Origin of the sequence: Conchiformibius steedae (assembly GCF_014054725.1) — a bacterium.
Classification (GTDB): Bacteria; Pseudomonadota; Gammaproteobacteria; order Burkholderiales; family Neisseriaceae; genus Conchiformibius; species Conchiformibius steedae.
Map to the genome: position 1 here is coordinate 761,447 of NZ_CP059563.1, position 20,490 is coordinate 781,936.

At 49.1% G+C, this 20,490-nt stretch carries 20 protein-coding genes, 1 tRNA gene, 2 pseudogenes and 1 riboswitch; of the genes and pseudogenes, 12 read left to right on the top strand and 11 right to left on the bottom strand.

Going from position 1 to position 20,490, the window contains the following annotated elements; translation table 11 throughout:
• Positions 1-41 precede the first annotated feature (41 nt).
• The 4 genes from H3L98_RS04240 (at position 42) to H3L98_RS04255 (ending at position 4,503) form a co-directional block, all read left to right on the top strand.
• Positions 42-1,550: an efflux transporter outer membrane subunit gene (locus H3L98_RS04240; protein WP_084481916.1), complete on the top strand. Its 1,509-nt coding sequence runs from the start codon at positions 42-44 to the stop codon at positions 1,548-1,550.
• A 93-nt stretch (positions 1,551-1,643) separates the two neighbouring features.
• A riboswitch (PreQ1 riboswitch) is annotated at positions 1,644-1,689 on the top strand.
• Position 1,690: 1 nt separating this feature from the next.
• Positions 1,691-2,161: a preQ(1) synthase gene (gene queF / locus H3L98_RS04245; protein ID WP_027022516.1), complete on the top strand. Its 471-nt coding sequence runs from the start codon at positions 1,691-1,693 to the stop codon at positions 2,159-2,161.
• A gap of 92 nt (positions 2,162-2,253) precedes the next feature.
• On the top strand, positions 2,254-2,943 hold the full coding sequence (locus H3L98_RS04250; protein WP_034333814.1) for a 7-cyano-7-deazaguanine/7-aminomethyl-7-deazaguanine transporter: 690 nt from the start codon (positions 2,254-2,256) through the stop codon (positions 2,941-2,943).
• Positions 2,944-3,012: 69 nt separating this feature from the next.
• Positions 3,013-4,503, top strand: a complete 1,491-nt coding sequence (locus tag H3L98_RS04255; RefSeq protein WP_027022514.1) for an alanine/glycine:cation symporter family protein — start codon at positions 3,013-3,015, stop codon at positions 4,501-4,503.
• 112 nt (positions 4,504-4,615) lie between these two features.
• On the opposite strand, the gene H3L98_RS04260 is transcribed toward H3L98_RS04255, so the two are convergent.
• Positions 4,616-4,688: transfer RNA gene (locus H3L98_RS04260), tRNA-Asn, on the bottom strand.
• Positions 4,689-4,901: 213 nt separating this feature from the next.
• Here H3L98_RS04260 and H3L98_RS04265 point away from each other — a divergent pair.
• The 5 genes from H3L98_RS04265 to nagZ all read left to right on the top strand — a co-directional run bounded on the left by H3L98_RS04265 (position 4,902) and on the right by nagZ (position 11,416).
• Positions 4,902-6,785: a lytic transglycosylase domain-containing protein gene (locus H3L98_RS04265; protein ID WP_027022513.1), complete on the top strand. Its 1,884-nt coding sequence runs from the start codon at positions 4,902-4,904 to the stop codon at positions 6,783-6,785.
• A 165-nt stretch (positions 6,786-6,950) separates the two neighbouring features.
• The gene (locus tag H3L98_RS04270) at positions 6,951-8,444 is read left to right on the top strand and encodes a DegQ family serine endoprotease (protein ID WP_027022512.1); all 1,494 of its coding nucleotides are present in this window, start codon (positions 6,951-6,953) and stop codon (positions 8,442-8,444) included.
• Positions 8,445-8,517: 73 nt separating this feature from the next.
• Positions 8,518-9,138: a hypothetical protein gene (locus H3L98_RS04275; RefSeq protein ID WP_034333812.1), complete on the top strand. Its 621-nt coding sequence runs from the start codon at positions 8,518-8,520 to the stop codon at positions 9,136-9,138.
• The gene (locus tag H3L98_RS04280) at positions 9,125-10,318 is read left to right on the top strand and encodes a site-specific DNA-methyltransferase (RefSeq protein ID WP_211247115.1); all 1,194 of its coding nucleotides are present in this window, start codon (positions 9,125-9,127) and stop codon (positions 10,316-10,318) included. The genes H3L98_RS04275 and H3L98_RS04280 overlap by 14 nt, the downstream gene beginning before the upstream one ends.
• An 18-nt stretch (positions 10,319-10,336) precedes the next feature.
• The gene (gene nagZ, locus H3L98_RS04285; protein ID WP_027022509.1) at positions 10,337-11,416 is read left to right on the top strand and encodes a beta-N-acetylhexosaminidase; all 1,080 of its coding nucleotides are present in this window, start codon (positions 10,337-10,339) and stop codon (positions 11,414-11,416) included.
• Here nagZ and H3L98_RS04290 read toward each other — a convergent pair.
• Both H3L98_RS04290 and H3L98_RS04295 read right to left on the bottom strand, forming a co-directional pair.
• Complete coding sequence (locus H3L98_RS04290; RefSeq protein WP_027022508.1) at positions 11,413-12,204, bottom strand: segregation and condensation protein A; 792 nt, start codon at positions 12,202-12,204, stop codon at positions 11,413-11,415. The genes nagZ and H3L98_RS04290 overlap by 4 nt on opposite strands.
• Before the next feature lie 3 nt (positions 12,205-12,207).
• The gene (locus H3L98_RS04295; protein ID WP_027022507.1) at positions 12,208-12,978 is read right to left on the bottom strand and encodes a tRNA threonylcarbamoyladenosine dehydratase; all 771 of its coding nucleotides are present in this window, start codon (positions 12,976-12,978) and stop codon (positions 12,208-12,210) included.
• 140 nt (positions 12,979-13,118) lie between these two features.
• Here H3L98_RS04295 and H3L98_RS04300 point away from each other — a divergent pair, with 140 nt between their 5' ends.
• The 3 genes and pseudogenes from H3L98_RS04300 to H3L98_RS04310 all read left to right on the top strand — a co-directional run bounded on the left by H3L98_RS04300 (position 13,119) and on the right by H3L98_RS04310 (position 14,585).
• Positions 13,119-13,598, top strand: coding sequence for a universal stress protein (locus tag H3L98_RS04300; protein ID WP_027022506.1), 480 nt, complete (start codon positions 13,119-13,121; stop codon positions 13,596-13,598).
• A 161-nt stretch (positions 13,599-13,759) separates the two neighbouring features.
• Positions 13,760-13,984: pseudogene (locus H3L98_RS04305) on the top strand (type I secretion system permease/ATPase); the annotation flags it as partial.
• A 100-nt stretch (positions 13,985-14,084) separates the two neighbouring features.
• Positions 14,085-14,585, top strand: a complete 501-nt coding sequence (locus tag H3L98_RS04310; RefSeq protein ID WP_027022504.1) for a hypothetical protein — start codon at positions 14,085-14,087, stop codon at positions 14,583-14,585.
• A 28-nt stretch (positions 14,586-14,613) separates the two neighbouring features.
• Here H3L98_RS04310 and H3L98_RS10815 read toward each other — a convergent pair.
• From H3L98_RS10815 to H3L98_RS04355, 8 genes and pseudogenes are all read right to left on the bottom strand, one after another.
• A pseudogene (locus H3L98_RS10815) lies at positions 14,614-14,920 on the bottom strand (transposase); the annotation flags it as partial.
• A gap of 282 nt (positions 14,921-15,202) precedes the next feature.
• Entirely contained in the window at positions 15,203-15,367 is a 165-nt protein-coding gene (locus tag H3L98_RS04325) for a hypothetical protein (protein ID WP_156932334.1), read from the bottom strand.
• 1 nt (position 15,368) lies between these two features.
• On the bottom strand, positions 15,369-15,722 hold the full coding sequence (locus H3L98_RS04330) for a RidA family protein (RefSeq protein ID WP_027022503.1): 354 nt from the start codon (positions 15,720-15,722) through the stop codon (positions 15,369-15,371).
• Positions 15,723-15,763: 41 nt separating this feature from the next.
• Positions 15,764-17,833 (bottom strand): glycine--tRNA ligase subunit beta, encoded by a 2,070-nt coding sequence (gene glyS, locus H3L98_RS04335; RefSeq protein WP_027022502.1) that lies wholly within the window; start codon positions 17,831-17,833, stop codon positions 15,764-15,766.
• Between the two features lie 43 nt (positions 17,834-17,876).
• On the bottom strand, positions 17,877-18,542 hold the full coding sequence (locus tag H3L98_RS04340) for a glutathione S-transferase (protein WP_027022501.1): 666 nt from the start codon (positions 18,540-18,542) through the stop codon (positions 17,877-17,879).
• A gap of 18 nt (positions 18,543-18,560) precedes the next feature.
• Positions 18,561-18,995, bottom strand: a complete 435-nt coding sequence (locus H3L98_RS04345) for an SRA domain-containing endonuclease (RefSeq protein WP_027022500.1) — start codon at positions 18,993-18,995, stop codon at positions 18,561-18,563.
• Positions 18,996-19,005: 10 nt separating this feature from the next.
• On the bottom strand, positions 19,006-19,902 hold the full coding sequence (gene glyQ, locus H3L98_RS04350; protein WP_027022499.1) for a glycine--tRNA ligase subunit alpha: 897 nt from the start codon (positions 19,900-19,902) through the stop codon (positions 19,006-19,008).
• Between the two features lie 109 nt (positions 19,903-20,011).
• Entirely contained in the window at positions 20,012-20,425 is a 414-nt protein-coding gene (locus tag H3L98_RS04355) for an OsmC family protein (RefSeq protein ID WP_027022498.1), read from the bottom strand.
• Positions 20,426-20,490: the final 65 nt, after the last annotated feature.

Sequence of the window (20,490 nt, forward strand, 5' to 3'; positions counted from 1 at the left end):
CCGCCTTTTGTGGCGGGCATGAAGGAAATAAAAACATGATGATGAGTAAAAACCTGTTCCCGTCTGCGGCAGCGGCAGCCGTCGTATTGCTGCTGGGTGCGTGTAGCCACATCAAACCTGTGGTCAAACTCGCCCCCGATTACCAACAACCCCAAGTCAACCTGCCCGAAACATTCCGTTATGATGTGCCTGCCGACAGCCAAGCCATTCAAGCCGCGTCTTTGGGCTGGAAAGACTATTTTGCCGACCCGCGCCTGCACGCGCTGATTGAATTGGCATTAAAAAACAATACCGATTTGCGTACCGCCGCGCTGAATGCCGAGCAGGTACGCGCCCAATACGCCATTGCCCGCAGTGCCGAAGTGCCATCTTTGGGAACGAATGCCAGCGCCACCCGCCGTGGCAACCAATTGGGCGCATCAACGGGTTATGCCGTTGGTTTGGGCGTGAGCAATTTTGAGCTGGATTTGTGGGGGCGTGTGCGTAATGCCTCTGATGCCGCATTGCAACAATATTTTGCCACCGCCGCCGCCAAAGATGCCGCCCATTTAAGCCTGATTGCTGCTGTTGCCAAAGCCCACTTTAACGAAATTTACGCCGATGCCTCGTTGAATTTAAGCGAACGGGTGCTGGCAAGCCGTTTGGAAACCTACCGTTTAACCCAATTGCGCCACAAAGCGGGCGTGGTGTCTGCCGTGGCATTGCGCGAGCAGGAAGCCGCCATTGAATCCGCCAAAACCGCCCGTGCCGTTGCCATCAAAGGGCGCGAACAGGCGCGTAATGCTTTAGCATTGCTGATTGGTCAGCCCGTTCCCGCTAATCTTCCCAAGCCCCTGTCTTTGGAAAAACAATACCGCATCAAACAACTGCCTGCGGGTTTGAGTTCCAATTTGTTGTTAAACCGTCCCGACATCCGCGCTGCCGAACACGCCCTGCGTCAGGCAAACGCCAATATCGGCGTGGCGCGCGCCGCCTTTTTCCCCACCATCGGGCTGACGGGCAACATCGGTTTGAGCAGCACCCAGTTAAACCAACTGTTTAGCAGCAAAGGGCATAACTGGTCGTTTGGTGGTGTGTTGAGCGTGCCGATTTTTGATTGGGGGCGCAACAACGCCAATTTGGAAGCCGTGAAAATTGCCCAAGAAAAAACTGTAGTCGCGTATGAAGCCGCCGTTCGTTCCGCCTTCCGCGACGTATCCGATGCACTGGCAGCACGCGCCTCACTGCAAAGCCAATACCAATCCAATTTGGCGCAGCGCAAAGCCTACAACGAACGCCTGCGCTTGGTGAAACTGCGTTATCAGCACGGCGCAGCCAGTTCCTTGGATTTGTTAGACGGCGAACGCACCAGCTACAGCGCCGACAGCAGCGTTTTGTCAACCCAATTGGCATTGCTGGAAAACATGGCGGATTTGTATAAAGTATTGGGTGGCGGACTCAAACGCCACACCGCAGACGAAGAGCCCGCCGCGCCCGCTGTCCCCATTACCCCTGTGGATAAAGGACAACCTTTGGGCAAGCCCCTAAAATTGAAAAACAAACACAAATAAAACCTTAAACCGACACACGGTTTCCCGCCACTTACTCAACGGGAAACCGTGTTTTTTATCAATGAATCTGTTAGAATTGCGCCCTTTTTCTGCAACAACGCGGTTCGCAAACCTCCCGCGACAACAAAACTAGGAAACCCATGAGAAACGAAACCGAATTGCAAGGCATTACTTTGCTGGGCAATCAGCGCACCCAATACCGCGCCGATTACGCCCCCGAAGTATTGGAAGCCTTTGACAACAAACATCAAGATAACGACTATTTCGTCAAATTTATCTGCCCCGAATTCACCAGCCTCTGCCCGATGACGGGACAACCCGATTTTGCCACCATTATTATCCGCTATATTCCCGATGTGAAAATGGTGGAAAGCAAATCACTCAAACTCTATCTGTTCAGCTTTCGCAACCACGGCGATTTTCACGAAGATTGCGTCAATATCATTATGAAAGACCTGATTGCGCTGATGAATCCCAAATATATTGAAGTATTTGGCGAATTCACTCCGCGTGGCGGGATTGCCATTCACCCGTATGCCAATTACGGTCGTCCCCATACGCCTTTTGCGGACATGGCACGCGAACGCCTGTTGCGCCACGATATGCGCTGATTTCCCCTTTTTTATTTTTAGATTCAATACTGTTTCCCCTGTGTTTTGCCACAGTTGGGAATGCTTTTGCCTGATTTTTTGAGATTGTAACCATGAAAACCACTACTTACTCTTTTTCGCCCGCACAGTTAAACAAGGCTTTGTTTTGGCTGGTGTTGTTTCATATTTCCGTGATTGCTGCCAGTAATTATTTGGTGCAGTTTCCGTTTACCGTTACGCTGCCGAACGGTTACGAAGTGCATTCCACTTGGGGCGCGTTCAGTTTTCCGTTTATTTTTCTGGCAACGGATTTAACGGTGCGGATTTTTGGCAAACCTTTGGCACGAAAAATTATTTTTTGGGTAATGTTGCCTGCGCTGCTGCTGTCTTATGTGTTGTCGGTGCTGTTTCACGATGGCGCGTGGACGGGTTGGACGGCGTTGGGCGAGTTTAATTTATTTGTTTTCCGCATTGCGTTGGCGAGTTTTACCGCTTATGCGGTGGGGCAGTTGCTGGATATTGCGGTGTTTGACCGTTTGCGCCGTTTGCAAACGTGGTGGGTTGCGCCTGCGGCTTCTACGGTGGTGGGCAACGGTGCGGATACGCTGTTGTTTTTTGCGGTGGCGTTTCACGGCGGCAGCGATGCCTTTATGGCGGCGAATTGGGGGCATATTGCGTGGGTGGATTATGTGTTTAAGCTGGTGATTGGTACGGCGTTGTTTTTGCCTGCTTATGGTGTGCTGTTGAACTTGCTGACCCGCAAACTGACCGAGCTTCCGCCTGTGCCTGTGCGTGAAATGTAAAGTTATCCAAACCTTTGCCAAACTTCTTTACAATACGCGCCTTTACTTTGCTCAAGAAAGTATCTGTATATGTATAACAAAGACTTAGCTTGTTCGCAGCAGGCAGGGGTTTGGGAAAGCTTACATTGCTCGGTTAATTGGCTCAGCAGCCCTTTGTGGGACGCGCTGGTGTGGATTTTGTTGGGTGTGGGCTTGTTTTTTACGGTAATGACGGGTTTTGTGCAAATCCGTTTGTTCGGGCGCAGCATCAGCGAAATGAAAGCCAGCCGCCAAAATCCCAACGACCCGCACGGTATCACGGCGTTTCAGGCGTTTGTAACGGGTTTGGCAAGCCGTGTGGGCACAGGCAATATTGCAGGCGTGGCGATTGCCATTACTGCAGGCGGGCCGGGTGCGGTGTTTTGGATGTGGCTGACCGCGCTGATTGGCATGAGTTCTGCGTTTGCCGAATCATCGCTGGCGCAGTTGTTTAAAGTGCGCGACAAAGACAGCGGACAATTTCGCGGCGGACCTGCTTATTACATCACACAGGGCTTGGGACAAAAATGGTTAGGCATGGTGTTTGCTGTCAGCTTAATCAGTTGTTTTGGTTTTGTGTTTAATGCCATTCAAGCCAATACCATTACCGCTTCCCTGCAAGCGGCGGCGGGCTTTACTTACGAAGCAGGGCGCGAGCAATGGCAGGTTTATACCCACATGCTTGGCGCGGTGCTGGTCATTTTGTCTGCGCCCGTGATTTTTGGCGGTATTCAGCGCATTTCGCGCGTGGCGGAAGCGGTTGTGCCCCTGATGGCAGGTTTGTATTTGCTGTTGGCGGTATTTGTGATTGTGACCAATCTGCCGTTGTTGCCGAAAGTGTTTGGGTTGATTTTTACCGATGCGTTTACCGTTAAAGCCGCAGGTGGCGGATTATTGGGCGGCATGATTTCGCAAGCGATGATGTTGGGGATTAAACGCGGTCTGTTTTCCAACGAAGCGGGCATGGGTTCTGCGCCCAACGCTGCGGCGGCTGCCGATGTCAAACACCCCGTTTCGCAAGGCATGATTCAAATGCTGGGCGTGTTTGTGGATACCATGATTGTGTGTTCCTGCACGGCGTTTATTATTTTGCTGTCTGATGTTTCGGTGGGACAAGGCTTGAGTGGTGTGCAGCTGACTCAAACCGCACTGACCCAGCATGTTGGCGTATGGGCGCAGTATTTTCTGGCGTTTATGCTGTTTTTGTTTTGCTTTTCGTCTATTTTGGGTAACTATGCTTACGCCGAATCCAATATGCAGTTTATCCGCAACAGCACCACAGTGATGACGGTTTTCCGTATGCTGGTGTTGGCGTTTGTGTATTTTGGTGCAGTAAACGAATCTTCGCTGGTGTGGGACATGGGCGATTTGACCATGGGCGTGATGGCGTTGATTAACTTGATTGCCATTGCTTTGATGTATAAGCTGGTGTTGCTGCTGTTAAAAGACTATATGGTGAAGCGCAAACTGGGTAAAGAGCCTGTGTTTAAGCTGTCGGAACACCCTGTGTTGAAACGCAAAATTAAATCGGATATTTGGTAATGTAAACAATATGCTGCTTGAATTCTTTTAATATTCAAGCAGTATATTTTTATATAGAAAAAAGCAAGATAAGTAAAAACCGCCTAAATTTTCATTTAGGCGGTTTTTAAAGCTCCCCGAGCTGGGCTCGAACCAGCGACCTGCGGATTAACAGTCCGTCGCTCTACCGACTGAGCTATCGGGGAAAGAAGTGTGTATTATAGCTGCTATTAGTAATAAGTCAAAACATTTGTGATAAAAATTTATCATCTGTTTATTTTTAAATGGTATTTAATATTTTTGGTGAGTGTTAAAACAGGTGTTGGAAGGTAAGGGCGTGTTTTTCGGGCTGTGTAAACGGCTTAAAAATGTTATCATGGCGCGGTTTGATAACTGTTTTGAATAATAAAGTAAAACCCATGATGCCTTTTCGCCAAAAAGCGGCTTATCCGCTGATTGCCGCCGTGCTTACCCTGATTGCCGCCTGTGCTTCTCAGCCACCCAAGCAGCCAAATGTGTTGAATCCTGTGCCTGCGGGTGGTTCGCAACCCTTGCCGCCGCAAACAGTGCAGCATTTTCAGTTTAAACCACGCCCTGCCGATTCGGTAGACAAGGTGTTGAACGAATATGCGCGTTTGGACGGTTTGTTGGCTGCTGCCAAAGCGGGCGATGATTTTGCCGTAGAGCAGTTTTTGGCGGGCGCGGGGCGCAGTGCCTTGGCGGAAAGTGTCCGCAACGAGTGGTTGAAGAGTTTGGGCGTGCGCGGCTTTGCCGATAAGTTCAAACAGCAATACGCGCTGCTTGAGCCTGAAGGACGCAGCCGTGAAAACCGTTGTTATGCACACGGTTTTGGTTTGGAAAACGATGCGGCGTTTGTGGATGCGTTGTTGTGGGAAACGGGGCGTTTGCCTGCGGGCTGTAATATGCTGTTGCAACAACGTGCTTTGGCGGGCGCATTGGATACAGACAAGGCGTGGCGGCGGGTGCGCGGGCTGATTGCGGAAAACCAAATCAGTGATGCGCGGGCATTGGCAGCGGCGTTGGGCAGTCCTTTAGACGGCGGCGCGGGGCAGGGGGCACAGGAAAACCTGTTGATTGGCATTATTGGTGCGGCGGCGCAAAAAAGCGGCGATGCGGCGGCGCGTTTGTCGGCGTTGTCGGGCAGTTTGAGCCGTGAGCAGGCAGGTTTTGCGTGGGCAGTACTGGGAACGGTGCAGGCGCGTAGTCAAAATATGCATGTGGCATTGAGCTATTTCCGCAATGCCGACCGCCGCCAAATGACCAAAGACCAATTGGAATGGTATGCCCGTGCTGCTTTGCGGGTGTATGATTGGCGCGAACTGGCAAGCGTGATTGAGTCCATGCCCGCCGATTTGCAGAAAGATTCGGCGTGGCTGTATTGGTTGGGACGCAGCTATGCCGCCGCAGGGCGCAACGCCGATGCACAAAAACTGTATGCCCGCGCCGCGCAAACAGGGCGTAATTTTTATGCGGTATTGGCAACCGAAGAATTGGGCGGACGTGTCAACGCGAAAAACAATGTGGCGGATGCCACCGATGCTGCGGTACGGACGATGTCGCAAGATGGCGCATTGCAGCGTGCCTTAACCCTGTTCCGCACCGCCCAGCAAAGCGGCGATTGGAAAATGCGCCGTCAGGCACAGGCAGAATGGCGTTATGCCATACGCGGCATGAACGAAGCCACCATGTTGGCAGCCGCGCAGTTGGCGATGAACAATCAGTTTTACGAAATGGCGATTAACACCGCCGAACGCACCGACCAACTGCTCAATTACCGTTTGCGCTATATCTCGCCGTTCCGTGACCAAGTGATGAATTATTCCGCACAGGCAGGTGTGGATCCCGCTTGGGTGTACGGGCTGATTCGTCAGGAAAGCCGTTTTATGATTGGCGCGCAATCCAGCGTGGGCGCACAAGGCTTGATGCAGGTAATGCCTGCCACCGCACAAATGATTGCGCGAAAAATCGGTATGCCCAGCAGCGAGTTGTACACCATTGATGGCAATATCCGCATGGGAACGTGGTATATGGCAGATGCCCGCCGCAGCCTGCAAAACAATGCCGTGCTGGCAACCGCAGGTTATAACGCAGGTCCCGGACGCGCCCGCCGCTGGCAGGCATCGCAGCCCTTGGAAGGCGCAGTGTATGCCGAAACCATTCCCTTTACCGAAACCCGCGATTATGTGAAAAAAGTGATGACCAATGCCGTGTATTACGCTGCCTTATTCGGTCAGCCGAACACTTCATTAAAACAACGCATGGGAACGATTCCCGCGCGTTAAGGCATTATGCTTGTTTCTGCATTATCTTTGCTTTAATATCCGATATTTGGCAGAATCGTATGGGTTCTGCCCCATGCGGTTTGACAACATTATTTTGACTATTTAACCCCTTGGTCTGTCCCGATTCCGCCCAAGCAGACCAATAACAACTTAAACCCGATGACAATGAACACTTCCTTAAAAACCATTGCTTTAGCCGTAGCCTTTGCCGTGTGTGCCGCAAGCTGCAGCAAAGGCGAAAAAGCCGATAAAAACCAAACTGCTACCGCTTCCCAACCCAAAGGCGAGTTTGTTAAGCCTGTTGCCCCCGAAAACAAAAACGGCGTGAATATGCTGTTGCCCGATTTCGCCCAGCTGGTGGCGCAAGAAGGTGGTTCGGTGGTGCATATTGAAGCCTATCGCGAAGCCGCGCTGCCGACATCTGAAGGCATACCCGATGCCGCGCAAGGCGATGACCCGTTTTATGAATTTTTTAAACGGCTGCTGCCTAACCAGCCCGATTTGTCGGATGGCGAAGAGGGTGACGATTGGAATTTCGGTTCGGGCGTGATTATCAGCGCAGACGGACATATTTTAACCAATGCCCATGTGGTTAAAGGTTTGGACGCGATTAAAGTGACCCTGAACGATAAGCGCGAATACACCGCTTCCGTGATTGGTGCAGACGAAAAATCCGATATTGCCCTGTTAAAAATCAATGCGGCGGATTTGCCTGTTGCCAAAATCGGCAATCCCAAAGAGCTGAAATCGGGCGAGTGGGTGGCGGCGATTGGTGCGCCATTTGGTTTTGACAACAGTATTACAGCGGGCATTGTGTCGGCGAAAGGTCGCAGTCTGCCCGATGAAAGCTATACGCCGTTTATTCAAACCGATGTGGCGATTAACCCCGGTAATTCGGGTGGGCCGCTGTTTAATCTGAATGGTCAGGTGGTGGGTATCAACTCGCAAATTTACAGCCGCAGCGGCGGATTTATGGGGATTTCGTTTGCCATTCCGATTGATGTGGCAATGAATGTGGCAGAGCAGCTGAAGAAAAGCGGTAAGGTACAGCGCGGACAATTGGGCGTGGTGATTCAGGAAGTGAGCTTTGATTTATCCAAATCTTTTGGTTTGGAAAAACCCGTGGGCGCGTTGGTGGCAAATGTGTTGCCCGACAGCCCCGCCGCCAAGGGTGGTGTGCAGAGTGGCGATATTATCCACAGCGTAAACGGCGAAAACATCCGTTCGTCCAGCGAATTACCGATGGCAATCGGCGGTTTGGCACCGGGCAGCCAAGTGTTGTTGGGCATTTGGCGCAAGGGCAAGGAAACGCAAGCCACGGTGGTGTTGGGTGCGGTAGATGACGGCACTCAGGCTACGGGCAAAGCAGACAAACTGCCGCCTGTAGGCAACCGTGTTGGCACGTTTGAAGTGAAAGAAGCAGGTTTGCAATTAACAGTGGCTGCCAACGGCAATGTGCGCGAGCTGGTGGTGCATCAGGCAACGGGTTCGGCATTGCGTGCAGGTTTCAGACGTGGCGATATTATCCGTGAAATCAGCGGGGTGCGTGTAGATAGCGAAGAAGCCTTCCGTGCAGCGGTGCAGGGCAAAGGTAAAAACCTGCCTGTGCTGGTGCAACGTGGCAATAATCTGGTGTTTCTTGCCTTGGTGATGCCTTAACTTATTTGATTAATTGGAATTTAAAGTAGTTTGAACTGGTGTTTAAACTACTTTAAAATTTTTGGAGCTAAAAATGTCGAGTTTTGAGAACCAAGAGCTTGCTATTTTTAATAAGGGCAACTTTCAACCATTGAATCGCGAGTTCATGACAGCTACCCATCTTGCCCTTGAACCCATTGTTGCTATTCAAAAGCAATATCAAAAAATGGATGGCGATACTTTTCTGAATGAATTTAAAGATAGTGTTGTTGCGGCGCATTTGGATTTTGATTTGGTTAATATTGAAAAACATGGATTTGATGCGAAAAAATCCGTAGAGAATAATATTTTCTTGGAGATAAAACAGGTTTCTGCGACCAGTAAAACTTGGCAGGCAACTTTTAATGATACCAATGAGGAAAAAGCCAATGCTTTTATGGATTGCAAGACTTTTCTGGCAGTAGGTATCTGGCATGGTTTGTCGGAATTGCAATGTATTATTTATGGACAGCATCCTCAAATTGGAGAATATCTATTGAAACGTGTTAGGGCTGTTCAAAACTCTTCAACACGATCTACGCAAAATATTGATGTTAAAAAATTAGTCAAAGATTACGGTTTTCGTATCCTGCCTGTTCGTGATAGTGATTCAGTAAGGCAAATCTTCCGCTTAAAATTTACAGGTCAGGATTGGTGGAGTGATGCAATTCAATAGACTTTACAGTATGGCGGCGGAACAATTTCTTCCTTTACTTGATAACAGTAGTATCAATATGATTTATATTGACCCGCCCTATAATACCCAGTCCAAGCAATTTGAATATAATGATAGTTGTAGTGATTGGGAAATTTTTATAGAACCTTTATTGCATCAAGCTAGGGATAAATTGCGTGAAGATGGCTGTATTTTCATCTCTATTGATGATAATCAAATGGTTGAGTTACGTCAAATGGGAAACAAAGTTTTTGGCAAAGACAATTTTCTAGGTATGTTGATTACACGCCAAGCAACCAGAAGTAATGCTAAACATATTAATGTTATACATGAATACATTGTTGCCTATGCTAAAAATAAGAAGCTTTGTCCGAAATTTGAAATGGATAGGATTCAAATTCCATTTTATCGTGAGGTTATTTTAAACTTAAGTGCCGAAGTTAAAAAATGTTTCCAACTGAAGGGTATTGAAGAAGCCAATCTTTTACTCAAAGAAAAATTAAAAGAGTATGAAAATATTGATGAATTTAGCTGGATAAGAAATTATTCCATTGTTGATGAATTGGGACAAATTTGTTTTGCTAAAGATTTATCTGTACCGTCACCGCCGAATAAATTGGTTATAGAAGAAATTGGTTTGCATTTAGAGCCTTTGAAAACAAGGGGGTGGTCGTCAAAAGAGAAGTTTATTCAGTTACACCAAACGAATCGTTTAATTTTTAAAAATGGTCGTCCCTATGAAAAGCATCTTTTGCAAGAAAGTAAAGACAGTGCGATGAGTATCCTTAATTTCTATTCCAGACAAGGTAAGCATGATTTGGAAAAATTAGGTATGGGGCATTTGTTTAAGACGGCAAAACCTGTTGAGATGATTAAATATTTAGTAAAGCTATCTACTTCTGAAAACGATGTAATATTAGATTTTTTTGCAGGAAGTGGTACAACTGCACAAGCAGTTATTGAGTGTAATTTGGAAGAAAAAAGTAATCGGAAATTTATTTTATGCCAAATTCCCGAGAAAATTAAAAATAATCAGGCAGCGGTTAATTATATGTTGCAGAATGGCTATTCCGATACAATTGATGGCATTGCGCAAATGCGCCTTGACCGTTTGAGAAGTGAATATGGTCTAAATGAGGCTTTTTTACTTTCTGAACAACAGTCTTCTTTCCATTTTTAGATCGTTAAAATTTGAAATATGTATACTTCTTTACCGCGTGGCGCGATTATGGCTGATGTGGCGGCTGATGTGTTAAGTGCGGACGACCGCACCCGTTTGCTTGACCCCGCCATTGGCGGCGTGATTTTATTCCGCCGCAATTTTAAAAATATTCAACAGTTAAAACAATTGATTGCTGATATTAAATCCCTGCGTTCGCCCGAACTGATTGTTGCGGTGGACCACGAAGGCGGGCGCGTGCAGCGTTTTATTGACGGATTTACCCGCTTACCTGCAATGCGTGTATTTGGCGAGATTTGGGACAAGCAGGGCGCAGCCGCTGCCGAGCAGTTGGCGGAACAAACAGGTTGGGTGTTGGCGACCGAATTGGCGGCTTGCGGTGTGGATTTGTCGTTTACGCCCGTGCTGGATTTGGATTGGGGCAACTGCGCCGTGATTGGCAACCGCAGTTTTCACGCCGATGCCGAAGTGGTTTCCGCGTTGGCGTTGGCATTGCAAAAGGGTTTGAACCGTGGCGGTATGAAATCCTGCGGCAAGCATTTTCCGGGACATGGTTTTGTGGCGGGCGACAGCCACCACGTTTTGCCTGAAGATACGCGTAGTTTGGCGCAATTGGCAGCCGATTTGCAGCCGTTTCGGGATTTGGCGGCGGCTGGTATGGCGGCGGTAATGCCTGCCCATGTGGTTTATCCTGCGGTAGATGCACAGCCTGCGGGCTTTTCCGCCTATTGGCTGCAAACGGTGTTGCGCGGCGACTGCGCTTTTGACGGTGTGATTTTTTCAGACGATTTAACCATGGAAGGCGCGTGCAGTGCGGGTGGTATCCGCGAACGGGCGCGTTTGGCGTTTGCGGCGGGGTGCGATATTGTGCTGGTATGCAACCGTCCTGATTTGGTTGATGAATTGCGCCAAGATTTTCACACCCCCAATAATCCGCATTTGGCGGCGCGTTGGCAGAATATGGCGTGTGCTTTGTCGCCTGAACAGGCGCAAGCGGTATTGGCAACGGCGGAATTTCAAGCGGCACAACAAACGGTTACCCGTTTGTCCACACCCAAAGACACGGCAGGCGGGGTGAAAGTGGGCGAAGCGTTTTAAATGGCGATATCGTGCCGCCGCACCCAAATATCGTCAAAAGCCTGTGTTTGTTCCACGCGCACCATGCCGTCTTTAACCAATTCCAGCACCGCCAAAAAACACGCCACCCATTCGGCAGCGGAAGCATCGGCACGGCAAAGCTGATGAAAACGGCAGCCGTCCCGCCGGTGTGCCAACTGCTGCATCACGGCGTGCATGCTGTGGCGCACCGATAAGGCTTCTTGTGTGATTTCATGGTGTTGATGCTGGGCGGCGCGGGTGAGTATGCCTATCCATGCGCGGCTTAAATCGGCAAGGGTGGCGGCAGGCAGGGGCGCGTGTGCTGCCAATTCTACAGGCAGATACGCCCATGCAAAATCACGTCCTGCGCGGGGCAACGCGTCCAAATCGTTGGCGGCGGCTTTGATTTGTTCGTATTCCAGCAGACGGCGCACCAATTCGGCGCGGGGGTCGGCGGTTTCGTCTTCGGGCGATTCGGCGGCGGGCGCGGGCAACAGCAGGCGCGATTTGATTTCAATCAGCACCGCTGCCATCAACAGATATTCGGCTGCCAAATCAAACTGTTTGGCTTCCAAATGGGCGATATAGTCCAGATATTGCGCGGTAATTTCCACCATGGGAATATCCAGCACGTCAATGTTTTGCTTGCGAATCAGATACAGCAGCAAATCCAGTGGACCTTCAAAGCTGTGCAGCACCACTTGCAGGGCATCGGGCGGGATAAACAAATCGGCGGGAATGTCGGTCAGCGTTTGTCCGAACACCCGCGCCACGGTGGGGGTGTTCATTTTTTATTGTGCAACAATGTGTTCAATGGCAGCGTGTGCCAAATGCAGTCCAAACGCGGCAGTCACCAACATACTCGCGCCATAGCCCGCGCACGACAGCCCTTGTAAAGCGGTATCGCATTGTGCGTTTCCGTTTTGCGGGGCAACGGCGGTTTCGGTGGAATACACGCACTGTATGCCCATGCGTTTGCCTTCGCCGCGTGCAAAACCGTAATGTCGGCGCAAACGGTAGCGCATATTGGCGAGTAAACGGTCGTTGCGGGCATCTGCCAAATCGCCGCTGCGAATTTGGGACGGATGGCGTTGTCCGCCTGCACCGCCGCTTACCGCCAAGGCAATACGCTGTTTGACGCAGTAATCGGCAATCGCGGCTTTGGCGCGTACTTGGTCAATGGCATCAATCACAAAATCAAAATCGTGATTTAAATAATCGGCGATATTGTGTTCATCGGCGAAATCCTCTATTTCGTGTACCGTGCAATCGGGGTGGATTTGGGCGATGCGCTGATGTAGGGCAGTGGTTTTGGCTTGTCCGAAATTATCGTTTAAGGCGTGGATTTGGCGGTTGGTATTGGAAACGGCGATGTTGTCGGGGTCAATCAGCGTGAGTGCGCCGATGCCCGAACGCGCCAAGGCTTCCGCCGCCCACGAACCAACCCCGCCCACGCCCACCACACACACTTTGGCGCGTGCCAGCGCATCGGCAGCAGGCTGACCGTACAGTCGGGCAATCCCGCCAAAACGGCGGGTGTAATCGGAAGCAGGCGTGTTCACGGCATTCTTTCTAAAAGCAAAAACAGGATGGGCATTATAGCCGTTTCGGGGGCAAAATGCGCTATAATGTTGGCGTGTATTCGGCGGCGCAAACGTTCCGCATTTGTGCCTGTTTATCTTTAAGTAAAAGGAAAACAACCATGTATCAACATATTGTGGTGGCGGTAGATGGCAGCAACACTGCCCTGAAAGCTTTGGAACACGCCTGCCGTTTGGCAGCGTTTACAGGCGCAAAACTGACTTTGGTAAACGTTGCCAATCCCGCTGAATTTATGGCGGTTGCGCCCGAACTGGTGCAGCAGGGCGGTTATGAAGAAGCAGCGCGTGAACACGGCGAAAGCGTATTGGGCGAAGCCTTGCGCCATGCCGAAGCCGCAGGGGTAAAAGATGCCGTACAACATTTGTTGGTATCGGTGCGCGGTGCCAAAGAAATGGCTGCCGAATTGATTGATTATGCTGATAAAGAAGGCAGCGATTTACTGGTGTTGGGTACGCACGGGCGCAGCGGGCTGATGCACCTGCTGATGGGTAGCTTTACCGAAACCGTGATGCGACAAACGCGCGTACCGTTGTTGGTTATCCGCAGCAATCCCGATGATGAAGAGAAGGCTGCTGCTTAGGGCGTGTCCCTATTTACTTATGCAGCGGTGTTTCTGATATAAACCCATATCTGCCGCGTTAAAAATCCTTGCAAGGTGCCCAACCTTGCAAGGATTTTTGCCTTGCATGCACGGATTTTTACTCAAAAAACCGCTTGGCAAAGCAAATAGGGACACACCCTAGTGCATTGGACTATGAATCAGAACGAGCGATTATGCAAAATATGGATGCCATTTGCCGACACCGCACTGTGTTGATTATCGCCCACCGTCTTTCTACCGTAAGAAGGGCGCACCGTATTATTGCCATGGATAAGGGGCTCATTGTGGAGCAGGGAACACATGAAGCACTGCTGCAGCGGGAGCGGGGGTACTATCGGTATTTGTTTGAGCTGCAGAATGGGTAAGTGGCTAAGAATAAATGAGAAATTATATAATTTAAAGTACTTGATCTTTTAATAAAAGTATGTTAACTTAATTCGAATAAGATAAGAAATTATAATTAAAATGGACAGAAAATATTTATTACGTCTTATAATTACTTTCATTTTATTTGTCTCAATTATTTTATTTGTTTATTTTTCAATATTCTATTTTCATAAAAGGTTTTCCTATGTACCAGAAGAAGAGAGATTTATACACGAAAGTAAACTGGTATTTCCTAATATTTACCAAGAACAACTTTATTTGTTTGTAGATATCACTCAAACCGAAGACTATATGATTAGTTTGTCTTTTTCTGAAAAGGGTAAACCATTAGAAACATTGAATCTTAATTTCATCTGTAAGCAAGATGCTGAATTCCAAATAATTATTCAAAAAAATGATCATATCTCAAAAACAATATCCCCATGTGATTCTGATCGTTATTTCAACCATTCTAGCGCCATAACCATAATCCATGCCAAGAAAAATGATAAAATTGCTATTTTTTCTAGAGGCTTGTTTATTGAAGACAGTTCAATATTAGCTAAATTGGTTTTCTCATTATATCTTCCAGGAAAGTAGGAATATGTATTATGTCTAGGCTGTGTCCCTAATTCAGTTTAGCGCGAATAATCATACAAGCCAAATAAAGCATCGATTTAAAATTACGGGCTAACTTTTCATACCGTGCCGCTATGCTGCGAAACTGCTTCAACCTTGCCAACAGGTTTTCTATCAAACAAATGCTTCAGTTTGTACGAATAGCGGTCAAAACCGATATTCGCCCCTTTTACCGTCCTGCGTTTGGGGATAACGGGATGGATACCCTGTTGTTTGCGGGCTGCTTCACTAACGGCATCAGAATCGTAACCCTTATCGGCAATCAGACAACCTGCCTGTCCAACCGTCTGAATCAAAATGATGCGGGTATTTGGGGTAATGTAACAGCCATGTTGCTTCATAGTGTTTTGCCGTTGCATAATCTTTTGAAATTAAGGAATTATTTTGGAATATTTCCATGTTTTATTGAATTAGGGACACGCCCTAATAAATAAAAACGAGACAAGGCGACAACGTCCGCCGTGTACGCATAGTACACAAGGGCGTTGGCAACCCGTATCATTGCGATTTTAATCAACTGTGCATAAAAACCGCCATGCTGTTAAACAGAGATGGCGGTTTTTTTATTCAATCAAATTTTAGCGGTCTGTGGTGTTTTTTGTGCTGCGTACCCACTCGCGGAACAGCTCGATTTCCTCGCGGCTCAAGCCCTGATGTTCCGCCTGCCGCGACACTTGCGCAAATTTATAACCGATGGCAATCCCCAGCAGCAGCACCAAAATAAAGCCGAATACAATGCCCATATCAGCCCTGCACCGCCGATACTTTGATTTCTACTTTCCATTCGGGATTTGCCAAACGTGCTTGCACACAGGCACGGGCAGGCGGATGTTGCAAATCCACCCACGCATCCCAAGCGGCGTTCATGCCTTCATAATCGCCCATGTCCGCCAAAAAAATCGTGGCTTCCACAATACGGGTTTTGTCGCTGCCGCATTGCGCCAACCAATGGTCAATCTGGCGCAACACATCAGCCGTTTGTCCGCCGATATCCGCATCGGTGTTTTCGGGTACCATGCCCGACAAAAACACAAAACCATTGGCAGTTGCCGCTTCGCACAAACGGTAATTGCCGCCAAAACGTTGAATTTCAGTCATGATTTTTCCTTTTCTTTAAGCGGGTTAAATGGCAAGGCGCATTAAGCCGTGTCGCCCAATTTGGCAATATCGGCAACAGCGTTCAGCAAATCCGCCAATTGTTTTAACAGATTCAAACGGTTTTGTTTCACCGCCGCATCGTCTGCCATCACCATCACTTTATCAAAAAACGCATCTACCTGCGGTTTAATGCCCGCCAATGCCGACAAAGCTGCCTGAAAATCCTGATTTGCCAATGCTTTGGAAACTTGTGGTTGCAAATCCTGCGCCGCCGCATACAAGGCGCGTTCTTCGTCCTGCTGCAATAGATCGGCATTGACTGCGCCCAAAGCACTTTCGGCTTTTTTCAGCAGATTTTGTACGCGCTTATTGGCGGCTGCCAACGCCGCTGCTTCAGGAAGCTGCTTAAAGGCTTGTACCGCTTGCAGTTTGGCAACAACATCGTTTAAACGGTCGGGGTGTTGTGCCAACACCGCTGCCACCACGTCTTGCGGATAATCGTTGCCCAACAGCACCGCCAAACGCGCTTGCATAAATTCTGCCACTTGCGCCACCGTGTCGGCGTTCAGGCTGCCTGCGGCGAAACTGCGGTAAGCAGTTTCCAACAAATCTTTGATAGACAAATTGTTTTCCAACAGCATCCGCAGCACGCCCAAAGCGGCGCGGCGCAAACCGTAGGGGTCTTTGTCGCCTGTGGGAATCAGCCCGATGCCCCAAATGCCGACCAGCGTTTCTAATTTATCCGCCAAGGCAACCGCTGTGGCAACGGCGTGTTCAGGCAGCGCGTCGCCCGCAAAACGGGGGCGGTAATGCTGCGCCAAGGCATCGGCAACCGCTGCCGCTTCGCCGTCCGCCAAAGCATAATAACGCCCCATCGTGCCTTGCAATTCGGGGAACTCGCCCACCATTTCGGTCAGTAAATCGGCTTTTGCCAACTGCGCGGCGCGGCGAACTTGCGCTTCATCTGCGCCCAATGCCGTGCCGATGTGCGCGGCAATCGCTTCCAAACGCGCCACGCGCTCGGCTTGTGAACCCAATTTGTTGTGGTAAACCACATTCGCCAATTTGGGCAAACGGCTGGCTAAAGTGGCTTTTTGGTCTTGTTTATAAAAGAATTCCGCATCGCTCAAACGCGCCCGCAACACGCGCTCATTGCCTTGGATAATCTGTGCGGGGTCGGCAGGGGCGATGTTGGCAACCAGCAAAAAGCGGTTCATCAGCTTGCCGTTTTTGTCCAGCAGCGGGAAATATTTTTGGTTTTGCTGCATGGTTAAAATCAGGCATTCCTGCGGCACGGCAAGGAAATGCTCTTCAAAACCTGCTTCCCAAACATTGGGATATTCCACCAAGGCACTGACTTCGTCCAGCAGCGCATCATCGGCGGCAACGCTTGCCCCCAAAGCGGCGGCACGTTGATTTAAGGCTGCCTGAATCGCCGCTTTGCGCTCGGCAAACGAAGCAATCACTTTGCCTTGTTCGCGCATTTGTTCTGCATAATCATCGGCTTGATTAAACACCACTTCGCCTTGCGACAAAAAGCGGTGTCCCAAGCTGCGCTTGCCGCCGTCCAAGCCCAATACATTGACGGGCAACACTTCTGCGCCGTGCATTGCTACCAAGCCGTGTACGGGGCGCACAAACGTATGCGTGCTGCTGCCCCAACGCATCACTTTGGGAATCGGCAGTTTTTTGACCGCCTGCTGCAAAATTTCGCCCAACAGCGCAGCAAGGGTTTGACCTTGTTGGGTAAATTCATAGGCATACACTTCTTGTTTGCCGTCGTGAATAATGTTCAGGCTGGCAACATCCGTGCCGCAGGAACGGGCAAAACCTTCCAAAGCTTTGGTAGGCACGCCGTCTTTTAGCGCGTGGGCAAGCGCAGGACCTTTTTTCACAACCTGTTGGTCGGCTTGCACGGCTTTGACGTTTTTCACTTGCACGGCAAGGCGGCGCGGCGCAGCATAGGCGATATAGTCGGGCGTGCCGTCCAGCAGTTGCGCTTTTTCCAAGCCTTCGGTAATGGCAGCAGCAAAGGCGTTACCCAGATGATTCAAGGCTTTGGGGGGAAGTTCTTCGGTAAGTAATTCAATCAATAAAGTAGAAGACATTATGGTTCTTTCATGCGTAAGGGTCGTGATTTCAGGCTGCCTGAATTTATAGCTTATCTAATTGACCCAGCTTGGTTTCTGCACGTTGATAAGCAGGATGTTTGGTAATGCGGGCAACATAAGCGGCAATATTGGGCAGTTGCCCTGTGGCGCGTGACACAGCTGCCTGCAAGGGAAAACTCATCATAATATCGGCACCGCTTAAATCATCGCCCAACAACCATGTTTTTTGCTCTAAAGCGCGTTCCACATGATTTAAATGTAATTCCAGCTGCGGATGCAAAAAGGATTGGCGCACATTTGCCGTGATTTTTCGTGCCACGGGTTTAACCAAAAATGGCATCGGGCTATCGTCAATTCTGCGAAACACCAAAGACATCACCAATAAAGGCATCAGCGAGCCTTCGGCATAATGCAGCCAATACAGATAATCGCGCCATTTTTCGCTGCCAACGCGAGGTTTGAGCGTGTGTTGGGTGTCGTAACGTTCCAGCAGATATTCAACAATCGCGCCGCTTTCCGCTAAAACCACTTCATCATCTTGAATAATCGGCGATTTACCTAAAGGATGAATATGACGCAAGGATTCTGGCGCAAGCAGGGTATCGGGGTGGCGCGTTAAAATTTCCGCTTGGTAATCCAGTTGCAAAATTTCCAACAGCCAAGCAATACGGTAGGCGCGAGATTGTTTTAAGGCGTAGAGGGTAATCATTTTTCAGGCTGCCTATGATTATTCAACTTTATCCAAATGGAAAATAAATACCTTTCTTGCCGGACCATTGTTGGTACTATGTTCTATTTTTTCTGAATAAGCCTGTGATTCACTAATTTGATATTGGCCTTTGTAGCGAACATAACCATCTTGCCCAGCATGCTCAAAAACATGCAAAGCACGACCATCTAACTTATGTTCGAGAATTGCTTTATTTCCCCTCTTCATTTCTTGGTCACCAGTTTGCCCCTCTCCTGAATAATCAAATTGTTTTCCATGATTGAGCCAACGGTCGTAATAGCCATGTTCCTCGCCATTTTCAGGGTGGGTAAATAAGAAAACATTATTTGTTTTTGCTGAGGGTGCAATACCGCTTTGGCGTGAGCCGCCAAAGCGGTCATGTAGTTCGGAACGCTTAATAATTTCGTTGGGTTGTAAATTAAATTTTTCCATTTTAAAAAATTTACCCTTTCAATAATGGAAAACCCAAAGCTTCCCGACCTGCCACAAATTTTTGTGCCACCAAACGGCTTAAATTGCGGATGCGCCCGATATAAGTGGCACGTTCGGTAACGGAAATCGCACCGCGTGCGTCCAGCAGGTTAAAGGTATGTCCTGCTTTTAACACCAATTCGTAAGCGGGCAACGCCAGTTGTGCGTTTTCTTCGGCGAGCAGGCGTTGGGCTTGGGCTTCATAGCCGTTAAACTGCGCCAGCAGCCAATCGGCATCGCTGTGCTCAAAATTGTAGGCAGATTGTTCCACTTCATTTTGATGGTACACATCACCGTAAGTGAGGGTTTGTCCGTCAGGCGTGGTGGTCCACACCAAATCGTAAACGTTTTCCACACCTTGCAAATACATGGCAAGGCGTTCAATACCATAGGTAATTTCGCCGAGAACAGGCGAGCAATCAATACCGCCAACCTGTTGGAAATAGGTAAATTGGGTCACTTCCATGCCGTTCAGCCACACTTCCCAGCCCAAGCCCCATGCGCCCAAAGTGGGGTTTTCCCAGTCGTCTTCCACAAAACGGATGTCGTGAACGGTGGGGTCAATGCCCAGTTGGCGCAGCGAATCAAGATACAAATCCTGAATATCGGCAGGCGCGGGTTTTAACGCCACTTGAAATTGGTAGTAATGCTGCAAACGGTTGGGGTTGTCGCCGTAACGTCCGTCTTTGGGGCGGCGGCTGGGTTGCACATAGGCGGCAAACCACGGCTCGGGACCAAGCGCGCGCAGGCAGGTGGCGGGGTGGGACGTGCCTGCGCCCACTTCCAAATCAAAGGGTTGCAAAACAGCACAGCCTTGTGCCGCCCAATAGCTTTGCAGTTTGAAAATAATGTCTTGAAAAGTGAGCATGGTAAATGCCGAATCATGCGGAATATAAAGGGGGAAATTTTACTGTTTGGACGGGGTTTTGTCATCTTTCAAGGTGAAACTTGAAAAACCATCACCCCGTTGTCTGAATTTAATTTTCTGCCACTTCAAAGCTGTGGCTGATGTGTGCGGCTTTGCCGAGCATAATCGATGCCGAACAGTATTTTTCGGCGGAAAGCTGCACGGCGCGGGCGACGGCTTCTTCTTTCAAATCTTTACCGATTACCTTGAAATGAATGTGGATTTCGGTAAACACTTTCGGCACGCTGTCGGCGCGGACGGCGGTAACGGTGGCAAGGCAGTCGTCAATATTTTGGCGTTGCTTTTGCAAAATTTCCACTACATCAATGCCCGAACAACCCGCTACGCCCATTAGCAGCAGTTCCATCGGACTGGGCGCGCGTTTGCCTTCATCAGCGGCTGCGCCATCGCTTAATACGCTGTGTCCGCTTTCGTTGGTGGCGACAAAACAACGTCCGCTCACCCATTGGCTGGTAATTTTCATGGTTTATTCCTTTGTTTTATTGTTTAAGAACCTGTATTCATAAGATTGATGGCTTGATTTGATTG